General features: G+C 72.3%; 15 protein-coding genes. 12 read left to right on the top strand and 3 right to left on the bottom strand.

The features are described 5' to 3' along the window. The first annotated feature begins 37 nt into the window (after nt 1–37). From OHT01_RS16680 to glmM, 4 genes are all read left to right on the top strand, one after another. Nucleotides 38–1,234, top strand: a complete 1,197-nt coding sequence (locus OHT01_RS16680) for a glycosyltransferase family 87 protein (protein ID WP_328553952.1) — start codon at nt 38–40, stop codon at nt 1,232–1,234. 223 nt (nt 1,235–1,457) lie between these two features. Then, a complete protein-coding gene (rplM, locus tag OHT01_RS16675; protein ID WP_037626954.1) occupies nt 1,458–1,901 on the top strand; it encodes a 50S ribosomal protein L13 in 444 nt (147 codons plus the stop codon). A gap of 42 nt (nt 1,902–1,943) precedes the next feature. Beyond that, on the top strand, nt 1,944–2,438 hold the full coding sequence (gene rpsI / locus OHT01_RS16670) for a 30S ribosomal protein S9 (protein ID WP_328553951.1): 495 nt from the start codon (nt 1,944–1,946) through the stop codon (nt 2,436–2,438). Between the two features lie 189 nt (nt 2,439–2,627). Further along, on the top strand, nt 2,628–3,986 hold the full coding sequence (glmM, locus tag OHT01_RS16665; RefSeq protein ID WP_328553950.1) for a phosphoglucosamine mutase: 1,359 nt from the start codon (nt 2,628–2,630) through the stop codon (nt 3,984–3,986). 87 nt (nt 3,987–4,073) lie between these two features. Here the strand turns inward: glmM and OHT01_RS16660 are convergent, their stop codons facing one another. Next, complete coding sequence (locus OHT01_RS16660) at nt 4,074–5,027, bottom strand: DUF389 domain-containing protein (protein WP_328553949.1); 954 nt, start codon at nt 5,025–5,027, stop codon at nt 4,074–4,076. 42 nt (nt 5,028–5,069) lie between these two features. Next, nucleotides 5,070–6,059, bottom strand: coding sequence for a type I pantothenate kinase (gene coaA, locus OHT01_RS16655; RefSeq protein WP_328553948.1), 990 nt, complete (start codon nt 6,057–6,059; stop codon nt 5,070–5,072). Nucleotides 6,060–6,227: 168 nt separating this feature from the next. On the opposite strand from coaA, the gene glmS reads away from it, so the two are divergent. The 7 genes from glmS (at nt 6,228) to tsaE (ending at nt 14,956) form a co-directional block, all read left to right on the top strand. Beyond that, nucleotides 6,228–8,075, top strand: coding sequence for a glutamine--fructose-6-phosphate transaminase (isomerizing) (glmS, locus tag OHT01_RS16650; protein WP_328553947.1), 1,848 nt, complete (start codon nt 6,228–6,230; stop codon nt 8,073–8,075). A gap of 53 nt (nt 8,076–8,128) precedes the next feature. Continuing rightward, complete coding sequence (locus OHT01_RS16645; protein WP_261705347.1) at nt 8,129–8,500, top strand: holo-ACP synthase; 372 nt, start codon at nt 8,129–8,131, stop codon at nt 8,498–8,500. A 557-nt stretch (nt 8,501–9,057) separates the two neighbouring features. Continuing rightward, nucleotides 9,058–10,488, top strand: a complete 1,431-nt coding sequence (locus tag OHT01_RS16640) for an NAD(P)H-hydrate dehydratase (protein WP_328553946.1) — start codon at nt 9,058–9,060, stop codon at nt 10,486–10,488. 124 nt (nt 10,489–10,612) lie between these two features. Beyond that, nucleotides 10,613–11,704, top strand: a complete 1,092-nt coding sequence (locus tag OHT01_RS16635) for a L,D-transpeptidase family protein (RefSeq protein ID WP_328553945.1) — start codon at nt 10,613–10,615, stop codon at nt 11,702–11,704. A 126-nt stretch (nt 11,705–11,830) separates the two neighbouring features. Beyond that, entirely contained in the window at nt 11,831–13,003 is a 1,173-nt protein-coding gene (gene alr, locus OHT01_RS16630) for an alanine racemase (protein ID WP_328553944.1), read from the top strand. Nucleotides 13,004–13,221: 218 nt separating this feature from the next. Beyond that, nucleotides 13,222–14,457, top strand: a complete 1,236-nt coding sequence (locus OHT01_RS16625) for an alpha/beta fold hydrolase (RefSeq protein ID WP_328553943.1) — start codon at nt 13,222–13,224, stop codon at nt 14,455–14,457. Further along, entirely contained in the window at nt 14,423–14,956 is a 534-nt protein-coding gene (gene tsaE, locus OHT01_RS16620) for a tRNA (adenosine(37)-N6)-threonylcarbamoyltransferase complex ATPase subunit type 1 TsaE (protein WP_328553942.1), read from the top strand. Before OHT01_RS16625 ends, tsaE begins: the two co-directional genes overlap by 35 nt. Nucleotides 14,957–15,401: 445 nt before the next feature. Here tsaE and OHT01_RS16610 read toward each other — a convergent pair whose 3' ends face one another. Continuing rightward, nucleotides 15,402–15,956: a hypothetical protein gene (locus OHT01_RS16610; protein WP_328553940.1), complete on the bottom strand. Its 555-nt coding sequence runs from the start codon at nt 15,954–15,956 to the stop codon at nt 15,402–15,404. Nucleotides 15,957–16,066: 110 nt separating this feature from the next. Here OHT01_RS16610 and tsaB point away from each other — a divergent pair, with 110 nt between their 5' ends. Further along, nucleotides 16,067–16,720, top strand: coding sequence for a tRNA (adenosine(37)-N6)-threonylcarbamoyltransferase complex dimerization subunit type 1 TsaB (gene tsaB / locus OHT01_RS16605; protein WP_328553939.1), 654 nt, complete (start codon nt 16,067–16,069; stop codon nt 16,718–16,720). Nucleotides 16,721–16,728 lie beyond the last annotated feature (8 nt).

Raw genomic sequence — 16,728 nt, 5'->3', positions numbered from 1 at the left:
CGCTCCACCGGGCACTTGAGCCCCTAGCGTGATCTGAATGCGCACGGGCAAAAGTGACATCTCCGGGTGGTTGGTACGTCGTGCTTCCTGGCACGCGTGGGCGGTGTCCTGCGTGGTGCTCTGCGCGCACGTCGTGGGCGTCGCGCGCGCGTCCTCGGCGGGCGGCATGGACAACGCGATCGTGGTGCGGGCGGCACGTACGTGGCTGGCCGGCGGCTCGCCGTACGCCGACCGGCATTTCCTCTATCTTCCGAGCGCGGTGCTGGCCGCGGCGCCGCAGACGCTGCTCCCGGCGTCCGCGCTGCGGGTACTGGTCCCGCTGACGGTGACCGTCCTGCTGGTGGCGGGCTGGGCGTGCGCCCTGCGGATCCACGGGGTCCCCTGGCGCAGCCGCCTCGGGGTGCTCGGCCCCGCCGGGCTCGCGCTCGGTTTCGCGCCCTTCGGGCATCTGGTGTCGCTCGGCAACTGGACGGTGACCGCCGCCGCGGCACTGCCCCTGGCCCTGCTGCTGGCCGCCCGGGAGCGCTGGGGGTGGGCGGGTGTCGTCGTCGGGGTGGCCCTCGCCCTCAAGCCGTTGCTCGCGCCGGTGGTGCTGCTCTTCCTCTTCGAGCGCCGGTGGCGCGCGCTGGCCGCGGTGGTCCTGGTCCCCGCCCTGGCGTCCGGCGGGGCGGCGCTGCTGATGCCGGATCCTGCGGTGTTCGTCACACGGACGCTGCCGTTCCTGTTGCGCGGCCATGATCGATTCGTACGCCTTTACGAGGCTTCTCCGGTGGCGGTGCTGCCGCGGCTCGGGGTGCCGTCCTGGGTCGCGGTCCCGCTCGCGGGCGCGGCTGCGGCGGCCGGGGTCGTGGCCGCGTACCGGCGCTGGTCTCGCGGAGTTCCCGGGCCCCTGCGGCTTGTTGAGACCGCGGTGCTGCTGATGCTGTCGGCGTTCCTGGTGTCCAGACCGTCGTACGACCACTATCTGCTCGTCGTGGTGCCGCTGCTGCTCGCGGGGCTGCCGTACCCCGGTTCCGCGGCCCGGGAGCCCTGGTTCTGGCTCGCTCTGGTGCCGCAGGTGCCCGGTGCCGACTGGCCCTGGCTGGAGCCGGTGACCCGGCGTTCCTTCCGGGACTGCTTTACCCTGTGTGTATTGACTGCATCGGTGGCGCTCCGGCGTCCCCGGCATCTGCCGCTCGGCGGCCCCGACCATCTCGTCGCTCCGCGACAGGAACGACGGGCCACGACGGGGTGAGCACTCGCGTTTTGACCCTTCCGGGGCACCGCGGGTAAGCTTGCAGTTCGTTATGTGTATTGGCTTGCTCATTCTCACGTGAGGGGCCCTTACACCGGTCCACCGGGGCTGATGACCAGCGATCTGCACGCGGTATGCGTCACCGCAGTGCGGTCAGGGCTGTCGTGATCGTCCGTGGTGGCCATGTCAGGACCCACTCACTGAAGAAGCGAAGGCTACGACCGTGCGTACGTACAGCCCCAAGCCCGGCGACATCACTCGCCAGTGGTACGTCATCGACGCCCAGGATGTCGTCCTGGGCCGTCTGGCGACCACTGCTGCGAACATTCTGCGCGGCAAGCACAAGCCGATCTACGCCCCCCACGTCGACGCTGGTGACTTCGTCATCATCATCAACGCCGACAAGGTGCACCTCTCCGGCAACAAGAAGACCCAGAAGCTGGCGTACCGCCACTCCGGTTACCCGGGTGGTCTGCGCTCCGTCCGTTACGACGAGCTGCTGGCGAAGAACCCCGAGAAGGCCGTCGAGAAGGCCATCAGGGGCATGGTTCCCAAGAACACCCTGGGCCGTCAGGTGCTCTCGAAGCTGAAGGTCTACGCGGGCGAGAACCACCCGCACGCTGCTCAGCAGCCGGTCCCGTTCGAGATCACCCAGGTCGCGCAGTAGTTCCGGCCACCCCCTAAGACGAAAAAGAATCTGAGGAGAATCGTGGCCGAGACCACCGTTGAGCAGCCGGTCGAAGAGACTGAGACCGAGCTTGTCGACATCGAGAGCTACACCAGCGAGTCCGAGGTGCCCGTCGAGGGCGAGTACACCTCCGAGTCGCTCGCGGGCCGCTTCGGCGACCCGCAGCCGGCCGCCGGCCTGGGCCGTCGCAAGAACGCCATCGCCCGCGTCCGGATCGTCCCGGGCACCGGCAAGTGGAAGATCAACGGTCGCACCCTTGAGGACTACTTCCCCAACAAGGTGCACCAGCAGGAAGTCAACGAGCCCTTCAAGGTGCTCGAACTCGACAACCGCTACGACGTCGTCGCCCGTATCTCGGGTGGCGGTGTCTCCGGTCAGGCCGGTGCCCTGCGCCTCGGCGTGGCCCGTGCGCTGAACGAGGCCGACGTGGACAACAACCGCGGCGCCCTCAAGAAGGCCGGCTTCCTCAAGCGCGACGACCGTGCGGTCGAGGCGCCGCAGTACAGCAAGCGTTAATCTTCGCTGCTTGCTTCTGCGCGTCAGTACGCGTAGCTCCGAACGCCCCGGCTGCAGTGCAGCCGGGGCGTTCGTTTATCACAGTGGTTGGGCGTATAACGGCACAAGGTGCTCAAAGGCTCATGTGATCGGATGACTCCGTATCCTTCGGGGGACTTCCGTACTCTGCAGCTTTTCTCAGGAGGACAAGTGGGACGACTCTTCGGCACGGACGGCGTGCGCGGTGTCGCCAACGCGGATCTGACGGCCGAGCTCGCGCTCGGCCTCTCGGTCGCGGCGGCGCACGTACTCGCCGAGGCGGGCACGTTCGCAGGTCACCGGCCCGTCGCGGTGGTCGGGCGGGATCCGCGCGCGTCCGGGGAGTTCCTGGAGGCCGCCGTGGTCGCCGGCCTCGCCAGCGCCGGTGTGGACGTCCTGCGTGTCGGTGTGCTGCCCACCCCGGCGGTGGCCCATCTCACCGGCGTACTGGGCGCCGACCTCGGTGTGATGCTCTCCGCCAGCCACAACGCCATGCCCGACAACGGCATCAAGTTCTTCGCCCGCGGCGGGCACAAGCTCGCCGACGAACTGGAGGACCGGATCGAGGGCGTCTACGAGGAGCACCGCACCGGCGCTCCCTGGGACCGCCCGACCGGCTCCGGCGTCGGCCGGGTGAACTCCTACGACCAGGGCTTCGACCAGTACGTCGCCCACCTCATGGGCGTTCTCCCGAACCGCCTCGACGGTCTGAAGGTCGTCCTCGACGAGGCGCACGGCGCGGCCGCCCGGGTCTCGCCCGAGGCCTTCGCGCGGGCCGGTGCCGAGATCATCACGATCGGCGCGGAGCCCGACGGGCTCAACATCAACGACGGTTGCGGCTCCACCCACCTGGAGCTCCTCAAGGCCGCCGTCGTCGAGCACGGGGCCGACCTCGGCATCGCGCACGACGGCGACGCCGACCGCTGCCTCGCCGTGGACCACACGGGCGACGAGATCGACGGCGACCAGATCCTGGCCGTTCTCGCGCTGGCGATGCGGGAGCGTTCCGCACTGCGCTCCGACACCGTTGTCGCGACGGTCATGTCCAACCTGGGGTTCAAGCTCGCCATGGAGCGCGAGGGGCTCGCCTTCGTCCAGACGGGGGTCGGTGACCGCTACGTGCTGGAGGAGATGAAGCGGCACGGCTACGCCCTCGGCGGCGAGCAGTCCGGCCATGTCATCATCCTCGACCACGCCACCACCGGCGACGGCACGCTCACCGGCCTGCTGCTCGCCGCCCGGGTCGCCCAGACCGGCCGTACGCTCCGGGACCTCGCCTCGGTCATGGAGCGGCTGCCGCAGGTCCTCATCAACGTGCCCGACGTCGACCGCTCGCGGGTGAACTCCTCCGCCGAGCTGGCGGCCGCCGTGGCCGACGCGGAGCGCGAACTCGGCACCACCGGACGGGTGCTGCTGCGCCCCTCCGGAACCGAGCCGCTCGTCCGCGTCATGGTCGAGGCCGCCGACATCGACCATGCCCGGTCGGTGGCCGCCCGCCTCGCCGACGCCGTCAAGTCGGCGCTCGGCTAGTCCCTCCGCCTGAATACGTGAGGCCCGGCACCCCCAGGGGGAGCCGGGCCTCACTGCTGGGAGCGGCGGGTACCGCGGGGCGGTCCGCTACCGGGCGGGTTCCGGCCGGACGACCCGGCGCCTGCGCTGCATCGCCCAGAACCATTTCTGGGCCATCAGCGTGAGTGTGCCGGCGACCACGATGCCGAGCAGGTTGAACAGCAACTGCTTGGTGGAGCCCCAGGTCTGGCCCATGTCGCCGTAGCTCAGGGCCACCGCGGCGTTCGCGGCGGCCGGGACCGTCGTCACGGAGATCGCCACACCGACCAGGGCCCCGGACTTCGCCGAGGTCAGCGACAGCATGCCGGCGGCGCCCGCGAGCACCGCGACGACGAAGGAGAACCAGTCCGGGGCGTAGACGAACCCGGTGTTGGGGCGCGGCCCCTCCAGTTTCGCCTCGCTGAACAGTCCCACCCCGTCCATGAACAGGCTGAAGAGGACCGTCATCGCCATGGCGATCGCGAAACCGGCCAGCAGCGCCGTCAGGGAGCGCAGGGCAAGGCGCCGCCCCCGCTGCACGATCGCCGTGCACAGCCCGGCCAGCGGGCCGAACTCCGGCCCCACCGCCATGGCGCCCACGATCAGCACCGCGTTGTCGAGCACCACACCGCAGGCCGCGATCATCGTGGCGATCGTGATGAAGGCGACGTAGGTGACCGACAGCGTGGACTCCTCGTGCGTGGCCTCCTCCAGGTGCTCCCAGAGCACCGCGTCGACGCCCTCGCCCGGAGCCTCCTCCTCGGCCTTGTCGGCCCGCTTCGACAGGGACAGGTCGATGTCCTCGACCGCGATCGAGCCCGTGCGGTCGATCCCCATCTCCCGCAGCCCGCCGATGAGCTCGTCACCCGCCTCGCGGGCGACGTCGCACATCACCACGTCCCCCACCGGACTGCGAGCAGCGCCGGGGAGCACCACGAGGTGAGCGGTGCCGACCGTGCGCTCGATGAGGCCGACGACGTCGTCGGTCCGGTCGGGGGGAGTGATCAGGCGGAGGTGCAGCATGGCCGCACAGTAGCCGCACGTGCCGGGGCCGGTCCCGGGGGTCTACAGCTTGCGCAGACTCAGCCGCTGCACCTTGTGGTCCGGGCCCTTGCGCACGACGAGGGTCGCCCGGCCGCGGGTGGGGGCCACGTTCTCCAGCAGGTTCGGCTTGTTGATGGTGCGCCAGGTCGTGCGGGCGTAGTCGAGTGCCTCCTCCTCCGAGACCTGGGTGTACTTGCGGAAGTACGAGTCGGGCTTCTGGAAGGCCGTCGCGCGCAGCTTGCCGAAGCGGTTCAGGTACCAGCGCTCGATGTCCTCGGGGCGGGCGTCGACGTACACACTGAAGTCGAAGTAGTCCGCGAGGCCGACCCGGGTGCGGCCGTCCTTGCCGGGCAGCGCCGGCTGGAGCACGTTCAGGCCCTCGACGATGAGGATGTCGGGGCGGCGGACGGTGAGCCGCTCGCCGGGCACGATGTCGTAGATCAGATGCGAGTAGACCGGCGCCGTCACCTCGTCCTTGCCCGCCTTGATGTCGGCGACGAACCGGGTCAGCGCCCGGCGGTCGTACGACTCGGGGAAGCCCTTGCGGGACATCATTCCGCGCGCTTCGAGCTCCTTGGTGGGGAGCAGGAACCCGTCCGTGGTGACCAGTTCCACGCGGGGGTGCTCCGGCCAGCGGGACAGCAGCGCCTGGAGCAGGCGGGCGACGGTGGACTTGCCGACGGCCACGGAACCCGCGACACCTATGACGAACGGGGTCCCGGACTGCGAACCCTTCTCGCCGAGGAAGGTGTTCAGGGCGCCTCTGAGCCGGTCCGTGGCGCCGACGTACAGATTCAGGAGTCTGGACAGCGGCAGATAGATGTCCCGCACCTCGTCGAGGTCGATGACATCGCCCAGACCGCGCAGCTTCTCGACCTCCGCGGCGTTCAGCGGGAGCGGCGTCTTTTCGCGCAGCGCGCTCCACTCGGCACGGGTGAGGTCGACGTAGGGAGTCGCCTCCGGCTTTGACCGGTGGGCGCTCCGCGGCAACGAGGAGACCGGAGAGATCACAGTCCATTGTTACGGGAGTATGGACAGGATGGGGGGTGGGGTCCGTCACGCCGGGTGACCCGGGACGGGTCCCGGGGTCCGGTCGACCGCCGGGAAGGGCGGCCAGAATTTCCGATATCGGGCACGGTCGGCCTGATTCGGGCGGGTGATGGACCGTACGCTGCCGCCATGTGCGGAATCGTGGGTTATGTGGGGTCGCAGTCGGCGCTCGACGTGGTGATGGCCGGACTGAAGCGACTCGAGTACCGGGGATACGACTCGGCGGGTGTCGCCGTCCTGGCGGACGGGGGGCTCGCCGTCGCGAAGAGGGCCGGGAAACTGGTCAACCTGGAGAAGGAGCTCGGCAGCCGGCCGCTGCCGGCCGGAACGACCGGGATCGGCCACACCCGCTGGGCCACCCACGGGGGACCCACGGACGCCAACGCCCATCCGCATCTCGACAACGCGGGCCGGGTCGCCGTCGTCCACAACGGGATCATCGAGAACTTCGCCCTGCTCCGCTCCGAGCTCGCCGAACGAGGCCACGACCTGACCTCCGAGACGGACACCGAGGTGGTCGCGCATCTGCTCGCCGAGGAGTTCTCCTCGTGCGCGGACCTGGCGGAGGCGATGCGGCTGGTGTGCCGACGCCTGGAGGGCGCGTTCACGCTGGTCGCGGTGGTCGCCGACGACCCTGACGTGGTCGTGGGGGCACGCCGGAACTCGCCACTGGTCGTCGGCGTCGGGGACGGCGAGGCCTTTCTCGCCTCGGACGTCGCCGCGTTCATCGCCCACACCCGCTCCGCGATCGAACTGGGGCAGGACCAGGTCGTCGAACTGCGCCGGGACGGGGTCACCGTCACCGGGTTCGACGGCCGCCCCGCCGAGGTCCGCTCGTACCACGTCGACTGGGACGCGTCGGCGGCGGAGAAGGGCGGCTACGACTACTTCATGCTCAAGGAGATCGCCGAGCAGCCCAAGGCGGTCGCCGACACCCTGCTGGGCCGGATCGACGCGGCCGGGTCGCTGACGCTCGACGAGGTGCGCATCCCGGTCAGGGCCCTGCGCGAGGCCGACAAGGTCGTCATCGTCGCCTGCGGCACCGCCTTCCACGCCGGGCTGATCGCCAAGTACGCCATCGAGCACTGGACGCGCATCCCGTGCGAGGTGGAGCTGGCCAGCGAGTTCCGCTACCGGGACCCGATCCTGGACCGGCAGACGCTCGTCATCGCGATCTCGCAGTCCGGCGAGACCATGGACACGCTGATGGCACTGCGGCACGCCCGTGAGCAGGGCGCCAGAGTGCTGGCGATCTGCAACACCAACGGCTCGACGATCCCCCGCGAGTCCGACGCGGTGCTCTACACGCACGCGGGCCCCGAGGTCGCCGTCGCCTCCACCAAGGCCTTCCTCACCCAGCTCGTGGCCTGCTACCTGGTGGCGCTGTACCTGGGCCAGGTGCGCGGCACCAAGTGGGGCGACGAGATCCAGGCCGTGATCCGGGAGCTGTCCCGCATCTCCCGCGAGGTCGAGCGGGTCCTGGAGACCATGGAGCCGGTACGGGAACTCGCGCGCTCCCTCGCCCACAAGGACACGGTCCTGTTCCTCGGACGGCACGTCGGTTATCCAGTCGCGCTCGAAGGCGCCCTGAAACTCAAGGAGTTGGCGTACATGCACGCCGAGGGCTTCGCGGCGGGCGAGCTGAAGCACGGTCCGATCGCACTGATCGAGGAGGACATGCCGGTGGTCGTCGTGGCGCCGTCGCCGCGCGGGCGCTCGGTCCTGCACGACAAGATCGTCTCCAACATCCAGGAGATCCGGGCCCGGGGCGCCCGCACCATCGTCATCGCGGAGGAGGGCGACGAGGCGGTCGTCCCGTACGCCGACCACCTCATCCGCATCCCCGCCACGCCCACCCTCCTCCAGCCGCTGGTGTCGACGGTCCCCCTGCAGGTGTTCGCCTGCGAACTGGCGACGGCCCGCGGCAACGAGGTGGACCAGCCGCGCAACCTGGCGAAGTCGGTGACGGTGGAGTGAGCGCCGCCGCCGCGTGAGGCAGCGGCGCGGCCCGGCCCTCTAGGGTGCTCGTCATGAGCATCATCGGGGTCGGTATCGACGTGGCGGAGATCGACCGGTTCCGGGCGTCGCTTGAGCGGACACCCGGGCTGGCCGAACGCCTTTTCGTGGAGCGTGAGTTGCTGCTGCCCAGCGGCGACCGGCGGGGCATCGCCTCGCTCGCGGCCCGGTTCGCCGCGAAGGAGGCGCTAGCCAAGGCGCTGGGAGCCCCGGCGGGACTGCACTGGACGGACGCCGAGGTCTTCGTCGAGGACAGCGGCCAGCCGCGGCTGCGCGTGAAGGGCACGGTGGCGGCCCGGGCGGCCGAACTGGGCGTGCGCTCCTGGCATGTGTCGCTCAGCCACGACGCCGGGGTGGCTTCGGCGGTGGTGGTGGCGGAGGGATAGCCGGGGCGGCCCGGGGCCGACGGTCGGCGGCTCGGGACCGGCGTCCGGCAGTCCGGGGCCGGCGTCCGGTGGCCCTGGCCGTCCCGGCAGGTCCGGTGGTCCTGGCCGTCCCGGCAGGTCTGGCAGGTCTGGTGGTCCCGGCCGTCCCGGCAGGTCTGGCAGGTCCGGCCGTCCCGGCAGGTCCGGTAGGTCCGGCAGTCGCGGCCGTCCCACCCGTCCCGTCCGTCCTGCCCGTCCCGGTGGTCCGGTGTGCTTCCTGGAGCGCGGGCATCACGAAGTGCCCCGCCCGTGGCCCGGGTCCGACGGCGGTCGTCCGGCTGGATGCCGGGGGCGGCAGGGGCCGCCGATGCGCGAGCGGGCGAGCTGGCGAGTGGGCGAGTGGGCGACGAGGCGGCGGGGCCGGTTCGGCGGTGCCGCTCCCGCTTCACCCCGTTTTCCCCGCTCCACCCGCGCTGGAGGGCGCAACCGTCCGGAGGCGTCCCGTCCCGGAGGCGTCCTGGGCGGGAGGTGTCCTGGACGGGACGCATGGCGCGTGCCGGTGGGGGAGACTCGGCAGCATGCGTACTGCGTACAGCGTGGAGACCGTGAGGGCCGCCGAGCGGGAGCTGATGGCACGGCTCCCCGAAGGGGCGTTGATGCAGCGGGCGGCCGCCGGGCTGGCCGCCGCCTGCGCGGACCTGCTGGGCCGGGTGTACGGCCGCCGGGTGGTGCTGCTGGTCGGCAGCGGGGACAACGGCGGCGACGCCCTCTACGCGGGGGCACGCCTCGCCCGGCGCGGCGCCGGCGTCACCGCGCTGCTGCTCGCCCCCGCACGGACCCACTCCGGGGGGCTGGCGGCCCTGCTGCGCGCCGGTGGCGTCTCGGCCGGGCTCGGTGCCGCCGAACCCCTCGTGCGGCGGGCCGATCTCGTCGTCGACGGCATCGTCGGGATCGGCGGCAAGGGCGGCCTGCGGCCGGAGGCCGCGCGGCTCGCCGAACTCGCCCACGCGTCCCGTGCCGCCGTCGTCGCCGTCGATCTGCCGAGCGGGGTCGAGGCGGACACCGGAGAGGTGCTCGGCGCCGCCGTCCGCGCCGACCTCACCGTCACCTTCGGCACCCACAAGCCGGGGCTGCTCGTCGAACCGGCGCGCGGGTACGCCGGTTCGGTTCGCCTCGTCGACATCGGGCTCGACCTGCCGGACCCGGCCGATCTGGAAGCCCTCCAGCACGCGGATGTAGCGGCCCGGCTGCCGTGGCCGGGGGCGGAGAGCGACAAGTACCGGCGCGGGGTCGTCGGCATCGCCGCGGGGTCCGCCCGCTACCCCGGAGCCGCGGTGCTCGCCGTGTCCGGGGCGCTGCGGGGCGGGGCCGGTGCGGTGCGCTACGTAGGGCCGGCCGCGGACACCGTCGTCGCCCGCTTTCCCGAGACGCTGGTGTCCGACAAGGGGCCCTCGAAGGCGGGCCGGGTGCAGGCCTGGGTGGTGGGTCCCGGAGCCGGGGACGACGCCTCGGCGGTCGCGGAGGTGCTGGACGCGGACGTGCCGGTGCTGGTGGACGCGGACGGGCTGCGGCTCGCCGAGCGGGGTGCCGTGCGGGCCCGCAGTGCGCCGACGCTGATGACCCCGCACGCCGGGGAGGCCGCCGCGTTGCTCGGGGTCGCCCGGGAGGCGGTGGAGGCGGCCCGGCTCGCTTCCGTACGGGAGCTCGCGGGGCTCTACGGGGCGACCGTGCTGCTCAAGGGGGCGACGACACTGGTCGCCGATCCCGAGGGCGGTGCGGTGCGCGTCAACGCCACGGGGACGGCGTGGCTGGCCACCGCGGGCAGCGGGGACGTGCTGTCGGGTCTGGCGGGGTCGCTGCTGGCGTCGGGGCTCTCCGCGCTCGACGCGGGGAGTGTCGCCGCCTATCTGCACGGACTCGCCGGGCGCTTCGCGGCGGACGGCGCGCCCGCCGGGGCGCACGACGTGGCAGCGGCCATCCCAGAGGCCTGGCGCGACACAACCACCTGACCCGGCCCCGCCCGCCCCGCCCACGGACGGGGCGGGAGCCGGTCGTGGGTGCGTTGCACAGATCGGGGGACTCTTTCCGCGCGGCTCACCCGGGGGCCGCGCGTTGTTGCGTATGGCTGTTCGCATGATGAGCAGAAGAAAGGTGTGTCGGGGGATCGCGGTACTGCTGGCGATCGTGGCGGCCGTGCCCGTGGGGACGGCCGCCGCGGCGCCGCCGCTGTCCGCCTCCGGGTTCGTCGGCGTGCCGGTGCCCGGTGAGGCGAGGGGACCGCACCCGCGGTGGCTGGGCGGTACGCCGGGCCGGGTCGGCGCGGAGCGCCCGGAGTTCGGCGCGGAGCGGCGGGGAGCCGCCGGGTCCGGATGCCGCGGAGCGGTGAAGATCCCGGCGTGGAGCGGCGAGGACGCGGCCCGCCGGTGCGGGCCCAGGGGCCGGGACAAGCCGCCACCGGCGCTGGACGAGTTCACCGACAGGGAGGGTGCGCGGGGCACGGCCGAGCCCTTCGGTGACGCCGGCACCCGTCCGACGTTGACGTTCGGTGACGGGCGTACCCGTCCGGCGACGGTGGCGGGTGACGGGCGTACCCGTCCCGCGTCGGGGTCCCGTAGAGCGGGCACCCGTCCGTCCTCGGCGTGCCGCGGCGGGCGCCGGGGGCCGTACCAGCGGCAGGCGGAGCGGTGGCTGAGGCTCAAGGCGGACGGGAAGCAGTCGGCGGCCGACTGCCGTGCCATCCGCGCCTTCCAGAAGAAGCACGGCATCGAGCCGGTCACCGGCATCGCCGGACCGGCGACCTGGGCGCGCATGCGGATACTGGCCGCCCGGAGCGCCCCGCACGCCACCCGTGGCTGCCCGGACCGCTCGTACCGGATCGCCTGCGTCGACCTCACCCACGGGCTCACCTGGGTGCAGCAGCGCGGCAGGATTCTGTACGGGCCGGTACCGATGCGCAGCGGCGGGGTCAGGCACCCCACCAGGACCGGTTGGTTCAGGATCTACTGGAGGCACCGGAACCACTGGTCGACCCTGTACAACTCCCCCATGCCGTACGCCCAGTTCTTCAGCGGCGGGCAGGCCTTCCACGCCGTCCGCGGCAGTATCCGCACGGTCGGCGGTTCGATGGGCTGCGTGAATCTGCGGCTCGCCGACGCCCGCGGGCTCTGGAAGGTGCTCAGAACGCGCGATCACGTCTACGTGTGGGGCCGCCGGCCCGGTAGCTAGGGGCTGTGGCACCGGCCGCGGCACCGTCCCGAGCCGTCTCCGGGGCGGGCCCGGACCGTCCCCCGGGTCCGTCCCGGGGGACCGGTGCCGGAAGGCTGTCGTACGCCTCTGAGACACTGGGGCGCGATGACAGAGACAGCACACCCGCGGACGGCACCCCTGCGCGCCCGCGCCGAGATCGATCTGGCCGCCCTGCGGGCCAACGTGCGGACCTTGCGCGCCCACGCGCCGACCGCGGCCGTGATGGCCGTGGTCAAGTCCGACGCGTACGGCCACGGCGCGGTCCCGTGTGCCCGCGCGGCGCGCGAGGCGGGCGCCACCTGGCTCGGCACGGCCACTCCGGAGGAGGCCCTCGCCCTGCGGGCGGCGGGTCTGCCGGGGCGCGTCATGTGCTGGCTCTGGACCCCGGGCGGCCCCTGGGCCGAGGCCATCGAGGCCGATATCGACGTGTCGGTCAGCGGGATGTGGGCGCTGCGGGAGGTCACGGCGGCCGCCGAGGCCGTCGGCGCGCCCGCCCGGGTGCAGCTCAAGGCCGACACCGGTCTCGGACGCGGCGGCTGCCAGCCCGCCGACTGGCCGGAGCTCGTCGCCGAGGCCATGGGCGCCGAGGCGCGCGGACTGATCACCGTCACCGGGCTCTGGTCGCACTTCGCCTGCGCCGACGAGCCGGGGCACCCCTCGATCCAGGCCCAGCTCACCCTCTTCCGCGAGATGGTGGCGTACGCCGAGGCACAGGGCGTGCGCCCCGAGGTGCGGCACATCGCCAACTCGCCCGCGACGCTGACCCTCCCCGAGAGCCACTTCGACCTCGTACGGACCGGGATCGCGGTCTACGGGATCTCGCCGAGCCCCGAGCTCGGCACCCCCGCCGACCTCGGACTGCGCCCGGTGATGACGCTCAGCGCGTCGCTCTCGCTGGTGAAGCACGCTCCTGCGGGCCACGGCGTGAGCTACGGCCACCACTACGTCACCCCCGGCGAGACCACCCTCGGACTGGTCCCGGTCGGTTACGCGGACGGCATCCCGCGGCACGCCTCGGGCACCGGCCCGGTCCTGGTCGGCGGCAAGTGGCGTACGGTCGCGGGCCGGGTCGCCATGGACCAGTTCGTCGTCGACCTCGGTGGCGACGAGCCAGAGCCCGGAGCGCGGGCGGTGCTGTTCGGGCCCGGCGACGGCGGTGAGCCCACCGCCGAGGACTGGGCGCGCGCGGCGGGCACGATCGCGTACGAGATCGTCACGCGCATCGGAACCCGCGTTCCCCGCGTCTACGTGAATGTGAAAGAGGAACAAGGCGGGTAACACCCTTTGGCGGAAGAGTGTGCGGGCCGCGTCCGCCCGGCGGGGCGGGTGGCCCACGGCGGGCGGGAGCCGGCAGGACGCGCGCGCACAGCCACAGGCCCACGACGTACAACCGCACGAGGTACAACCGCACGACGTGACCACAACCCCACGACGCACAGCCGAGAGTCCACCACGGACAGCCGAGAGCCGACAGCCGGAGCGAAGAGGAGCGGGACGTGAGTGAGAGCAGCGCGGAGGCCGTCGTGAGCGCGGCCTCGGCGGCCGTCGCCTCCGCCGGGAACTGGCGCAAGGCCGGAGTCGCCGGCGCCGCGATAGGCGTGGTCGCGGCGGGCGCCGCGGCCGGAGTCGCGATCGAGCGGCTCACGGTCGGCCGGGGCATGCGCAAGAAGGCGCGCCTCGCCCTCGACTCGACCGGCCCGTACGGCTCGCTGCGCGGCACCCCCGGCAAGGCGTACTCCGACGACGGCACCGAGCTGTACTACGAGGTCGACGAGGTCGAGCCGGAGGCCTCGCTCGCCCCGCGCCGGCGCCGGCTCTTCGGCCGCAAGGCCCCCGCTCCCGTCACCGTCGTCTTCAGCCACGGCTACTGCCTCAACCAGGACTCCTGGCACTTCCAGCGTGCCGCGCTGCGCGGTGTCGTGCGCACGGTCCATTGGGACCAGCGCAGCCACGGGCGGTCCGGGCGGGGTGTCGCCCAGTTGGAGGACCGGACGCCGCTCACCATCGACCAGCTCGGCCGCGACCTGCTGGCCGTCATAGAGGCGGCGGTGCCCGAGGGTCCGATCGTGCTCGTCGGGCACTCCATGGGCGGCATGACCGTGATGGCGCTCGCCGAGCAGTTCCCCGAGCTGATCCGCGAGCGGGTCGTCGCCGTCGCCCTGGTGGGTACGTCGTCGGGGCGGCTCGGCGAGGTCAACTTCGGGCTGCCCGTCGCGGGCGTCGCCGCCGTGCGCCGGGTCCTCCCCGGGGTGCTGAAGGCGCTCGGTCAGCAGGCCGCCCTGGTGGAGCGGGGACGACGGGCCACGGCCGACCTGTTCGCCGGGGTCATCAAGCGGTACTCGTTCGCGAGCCGGGACGTCGACCCGGCCATCGAACGGTTCGCCGAGCGGATGATCGAGAGCACGCCGATCGACGTGGTCGCCGAGTTCTACCCGGCGTTCACCGAGCACGACAAGACCGCCGCGCTCGCCCGTTTCACCGGGATGCCCGTGCTCGTCCTCGCCGGGGTCAAGGACCTGGTGACGCCGAGCGAGCACAGCGAGGCCATCGCCGACCTGCTGCCGGACGCGGAACTGGTGCTCGTCCCCGACGCGGGACACCTGGTCATGCTGGAGCATCCCGAGGTCGTCATAGACCGCCTCGCCGACCTTCTGGTGCGCGCGGGGGCCGTGCCGGCAGGCGCTACCGTGGGTGGCTATGGAAGCACCAGCAGCAGCGCACAACCCGGCTGAGCCCGCCCAGGACGGCGTCGGCGCGCAGATCACCGTCAACTCTCCCGAACAGATGCAGGAGTTGGGCCGCAGGCTGGCCAAGCTGCTGCGCGCGGGCGATCTCGTGATGCTGAACGGCGAGCTGGGCGCGGGCAAGACCACGCTGAGCCGCGGACTCGGTGAGGGGCTCGGCGTCCGCGGTGCGGTCACCTCGCCGACCTTCGTCATCGCCCGCGTGCACCCCTCCCTCGGCGACGGACCGCCGCTCGTCCACGTGGACGCGTACCGCCTCGGCGGCGGGCTCGACGAGATGGAGGACCTGGACCTCGACGTCTCGCTCTCCGACTCCGTGATCGTCGTGGAATGGGGCGAGGGCAAGGTCGAGGAACTGACCGACGACCGGCTGCACATCGTCATCCACCGGGCCGTCGGGGACACCACCGACGAGGTGCGGCACGTGACGGTCACGGGACTCGGGCGGCGCTGGGCCGCGGCCGATCTGACCGTGCTCGCGGCCTGACGGCGGACACCGGGGGTTTTCGCGGCGCGGACGCTCTCAGCTCGTACATTCGGCCAACGTTTCCGACAGGACGTCGGCAAAATATTGCGTTCGGCGTCCCGGCCGTGGTCACATGGACATCAGTACGTAGTTAGGTCTACCTAACAACGGTTGCCCCCGAAGCCTGAGGAGGCGTCCATGTCGGCATCAGAGTCGGCTGCAGTGCCGGCTTCAGAACATGACGTGCCGGCCGTGCCGCGCGCGATGGCCGGGGTGTCGATGAGGGACCTCCTGGCGGCGTGCGCCGCGGCGGAGGCGGTGTCCAGGCCGCCCCGCGCGCCCCTGAGCGAGCCGAGCGCCGCGGAACGCCCCCGCAAGGCCGCCTGAGGCCGGCGCGGGGCCGGAAGGCCGGTTCCGGTTCCCGGGCTCGACCGGCCGCCCGGACCCGGGTGCGGCAGGGTGCCGTCTACTGGACGACGACGACCTTCGCGCCCACGGTCGCGAACGCCCACATGGCGTCGCCGTCGGCGCGCGAGGCGCGGATGCCGCCGAGCTTCTTCTCCGGGTCGGGAGCGTCCGTGGAGCCGTCCAGCGCGGCGCTGAAGCCGATCGCGATGCCGTTGACCAGCGTGAACCGTACGACGTGCTCGATCTGCGTGCCGTCGGACCCGGAGGCCGCGCCCGTCCGCGACGTGACGGCGTAGGTGCCGGCGCCCGGGTCGACCGTGCCGGGGGTGACCTTGAAGGTGCGCTTCACCTTGTTGCCCGCGCCGACCAGCCAGACACGGTCCTCGCGGGTCGAGTAGACGACCCGCACACCGCTGCCGGACGGGGCCGGCAGCGCGGCCGGGTCCTTCTTGGCGTGGGGCGCCTTGGGGGTGGTGGGCGTGGTCGACACGGTATTGCTCGGCTTGCCCAGGGTGTCCGGAACGTTCGCGGACGCCTGGACGGCCAGGAAGCCGACTGCCGCGATCGCCGCCACGGTGAGCCCGGCCACGATTCCCGAGCTGCTCCTAGCCACCTTGTGTGCCCACCTCTCGACCTTCGTACATCCTTGCTGTGACGGTAGCAGCCGGGGGACGGGATTCTCGGGCGGCCTTACGTCAGGCTCCGGCGCCGTACGCTGTTTGCGTGCTCTTGCTCGCTCTGGATACCGCCACCCCCGCCGTGACCGTCGCCCTGCACGACGGCACGTCCGTCATCGCCTCGTCGAGCCAGGTGGACGCGCGCCGGCACGGGGAGCTGCTGCTGCCGGCCGTCGACCGGGTGCTCACCGAGGCAGGCCTCAAGCTGGACGCCGTCACCGGCATCGTCGTGGGCGTCGGCCCCGGCCCGTACACGGGGCTGCGCGTCGGCCTCATGACCGCCGACACCTTCGGACTCGCGCTCGGCGTGCCCGTGCACGGTGTGTGCACCCTCGACGGGCTCGCGTACGCGGCCGACGTGGAGGGTCCCTTCGTCGTCGCCACGGACGCCCGGCGCAAGGAGGTCTACTGGGCGCGGTACGCCGACCGCCGTACCCGGCTGTCGGAGCCCGCCGTGGACCGCCCCGCCGAGATCGACGGGACGGTCACCGCGCTGCCCGCCGTCGGCGCGGGCGCGCTCCTGTACCCCGACACCTTCACGGACGCCCGCGCACCCGAGTACGTCTCGGCCGCCGCGCTCGCCTCCCTGGCCGCCGAGAGGCTGGCCGCCGGAGAGGAACCGGAGCCGCCCCGGCCGCTGTACCTGCGCCGCCCGGACGCCCAGGTGCCCAAGAACTACAAGGTGGTCACCCCCAAGTGACCGTCGTG

The sequence above is a fragment of the Streptomyces sp. NBC_00358 genome, assembly GCF_036099295.1.
In the GTDB taxonomy this organism is placed as follows: Bacteria; Actinomycetota; Actinomycetes; order Streptomycetales; family Streptomycetaceae; genus Streptomyces.
The sequence above is the reverse complement of the archived record's forward strand: the minus strand, read 5'-3'. Positions and strand labels throughout refer to the sequence as shown.

Coding starts and splice junctions, on each gene's coding strand:
- OHT01_RS16680 (WP_328553952.1), top strand. CDS start 38: ATGCGCACGGGCAAAAGTGACATCTCCGGGTGGTTGGTACGTCGTGCT.
- OHT01_RS16660 (WP_328553949.1), bottom strand. CDS start 5,027: ATGCTGCACCTCCGCCTGATCACTCCCCCCGACCGGACCGACGACGTC.
- glmS (WP_328553947.1), top strand. CDS start 6,228: ATGTGCGGAATCGTGGGTTATGTGGGGTCGCAGTCGGCGCTCGACGTG.
- OHT01_RS16645 (WP_261705347.1), top strand. CDS start 8,129: ATGAGCATCATCGGGGTCGGTATCGACGTGGCGGAGATCGACCGGTTC.
- OHT01_RS16640 (WP_328553946.1), top strand. CDS start 9,058: ATGCGTACTGCGTACAGCGTGGAGACCGTGAGGGCCGCCGAGCGGGAG.
- OHT01_RS16635 (WP_328553945.1), top strand. CDS start 10,613: ATGATGAGCAGAAGAAAGGTGTGTCGGGGGATCGCGGTACTGCTGGCG.
- alr (WP_328553944.1), top strand. CDS start 11,831: ATGACAGAGACAGCACACCCGCGGACGGCACCCCTGCGCGCCCGCGCC.
- tsaE (WP_328553942.1), top strand. CDS start 14,423: ATGGAAGCACCAGCAGCAGCGCACAACCCGGCTGAGCCCGCCCAGGAC.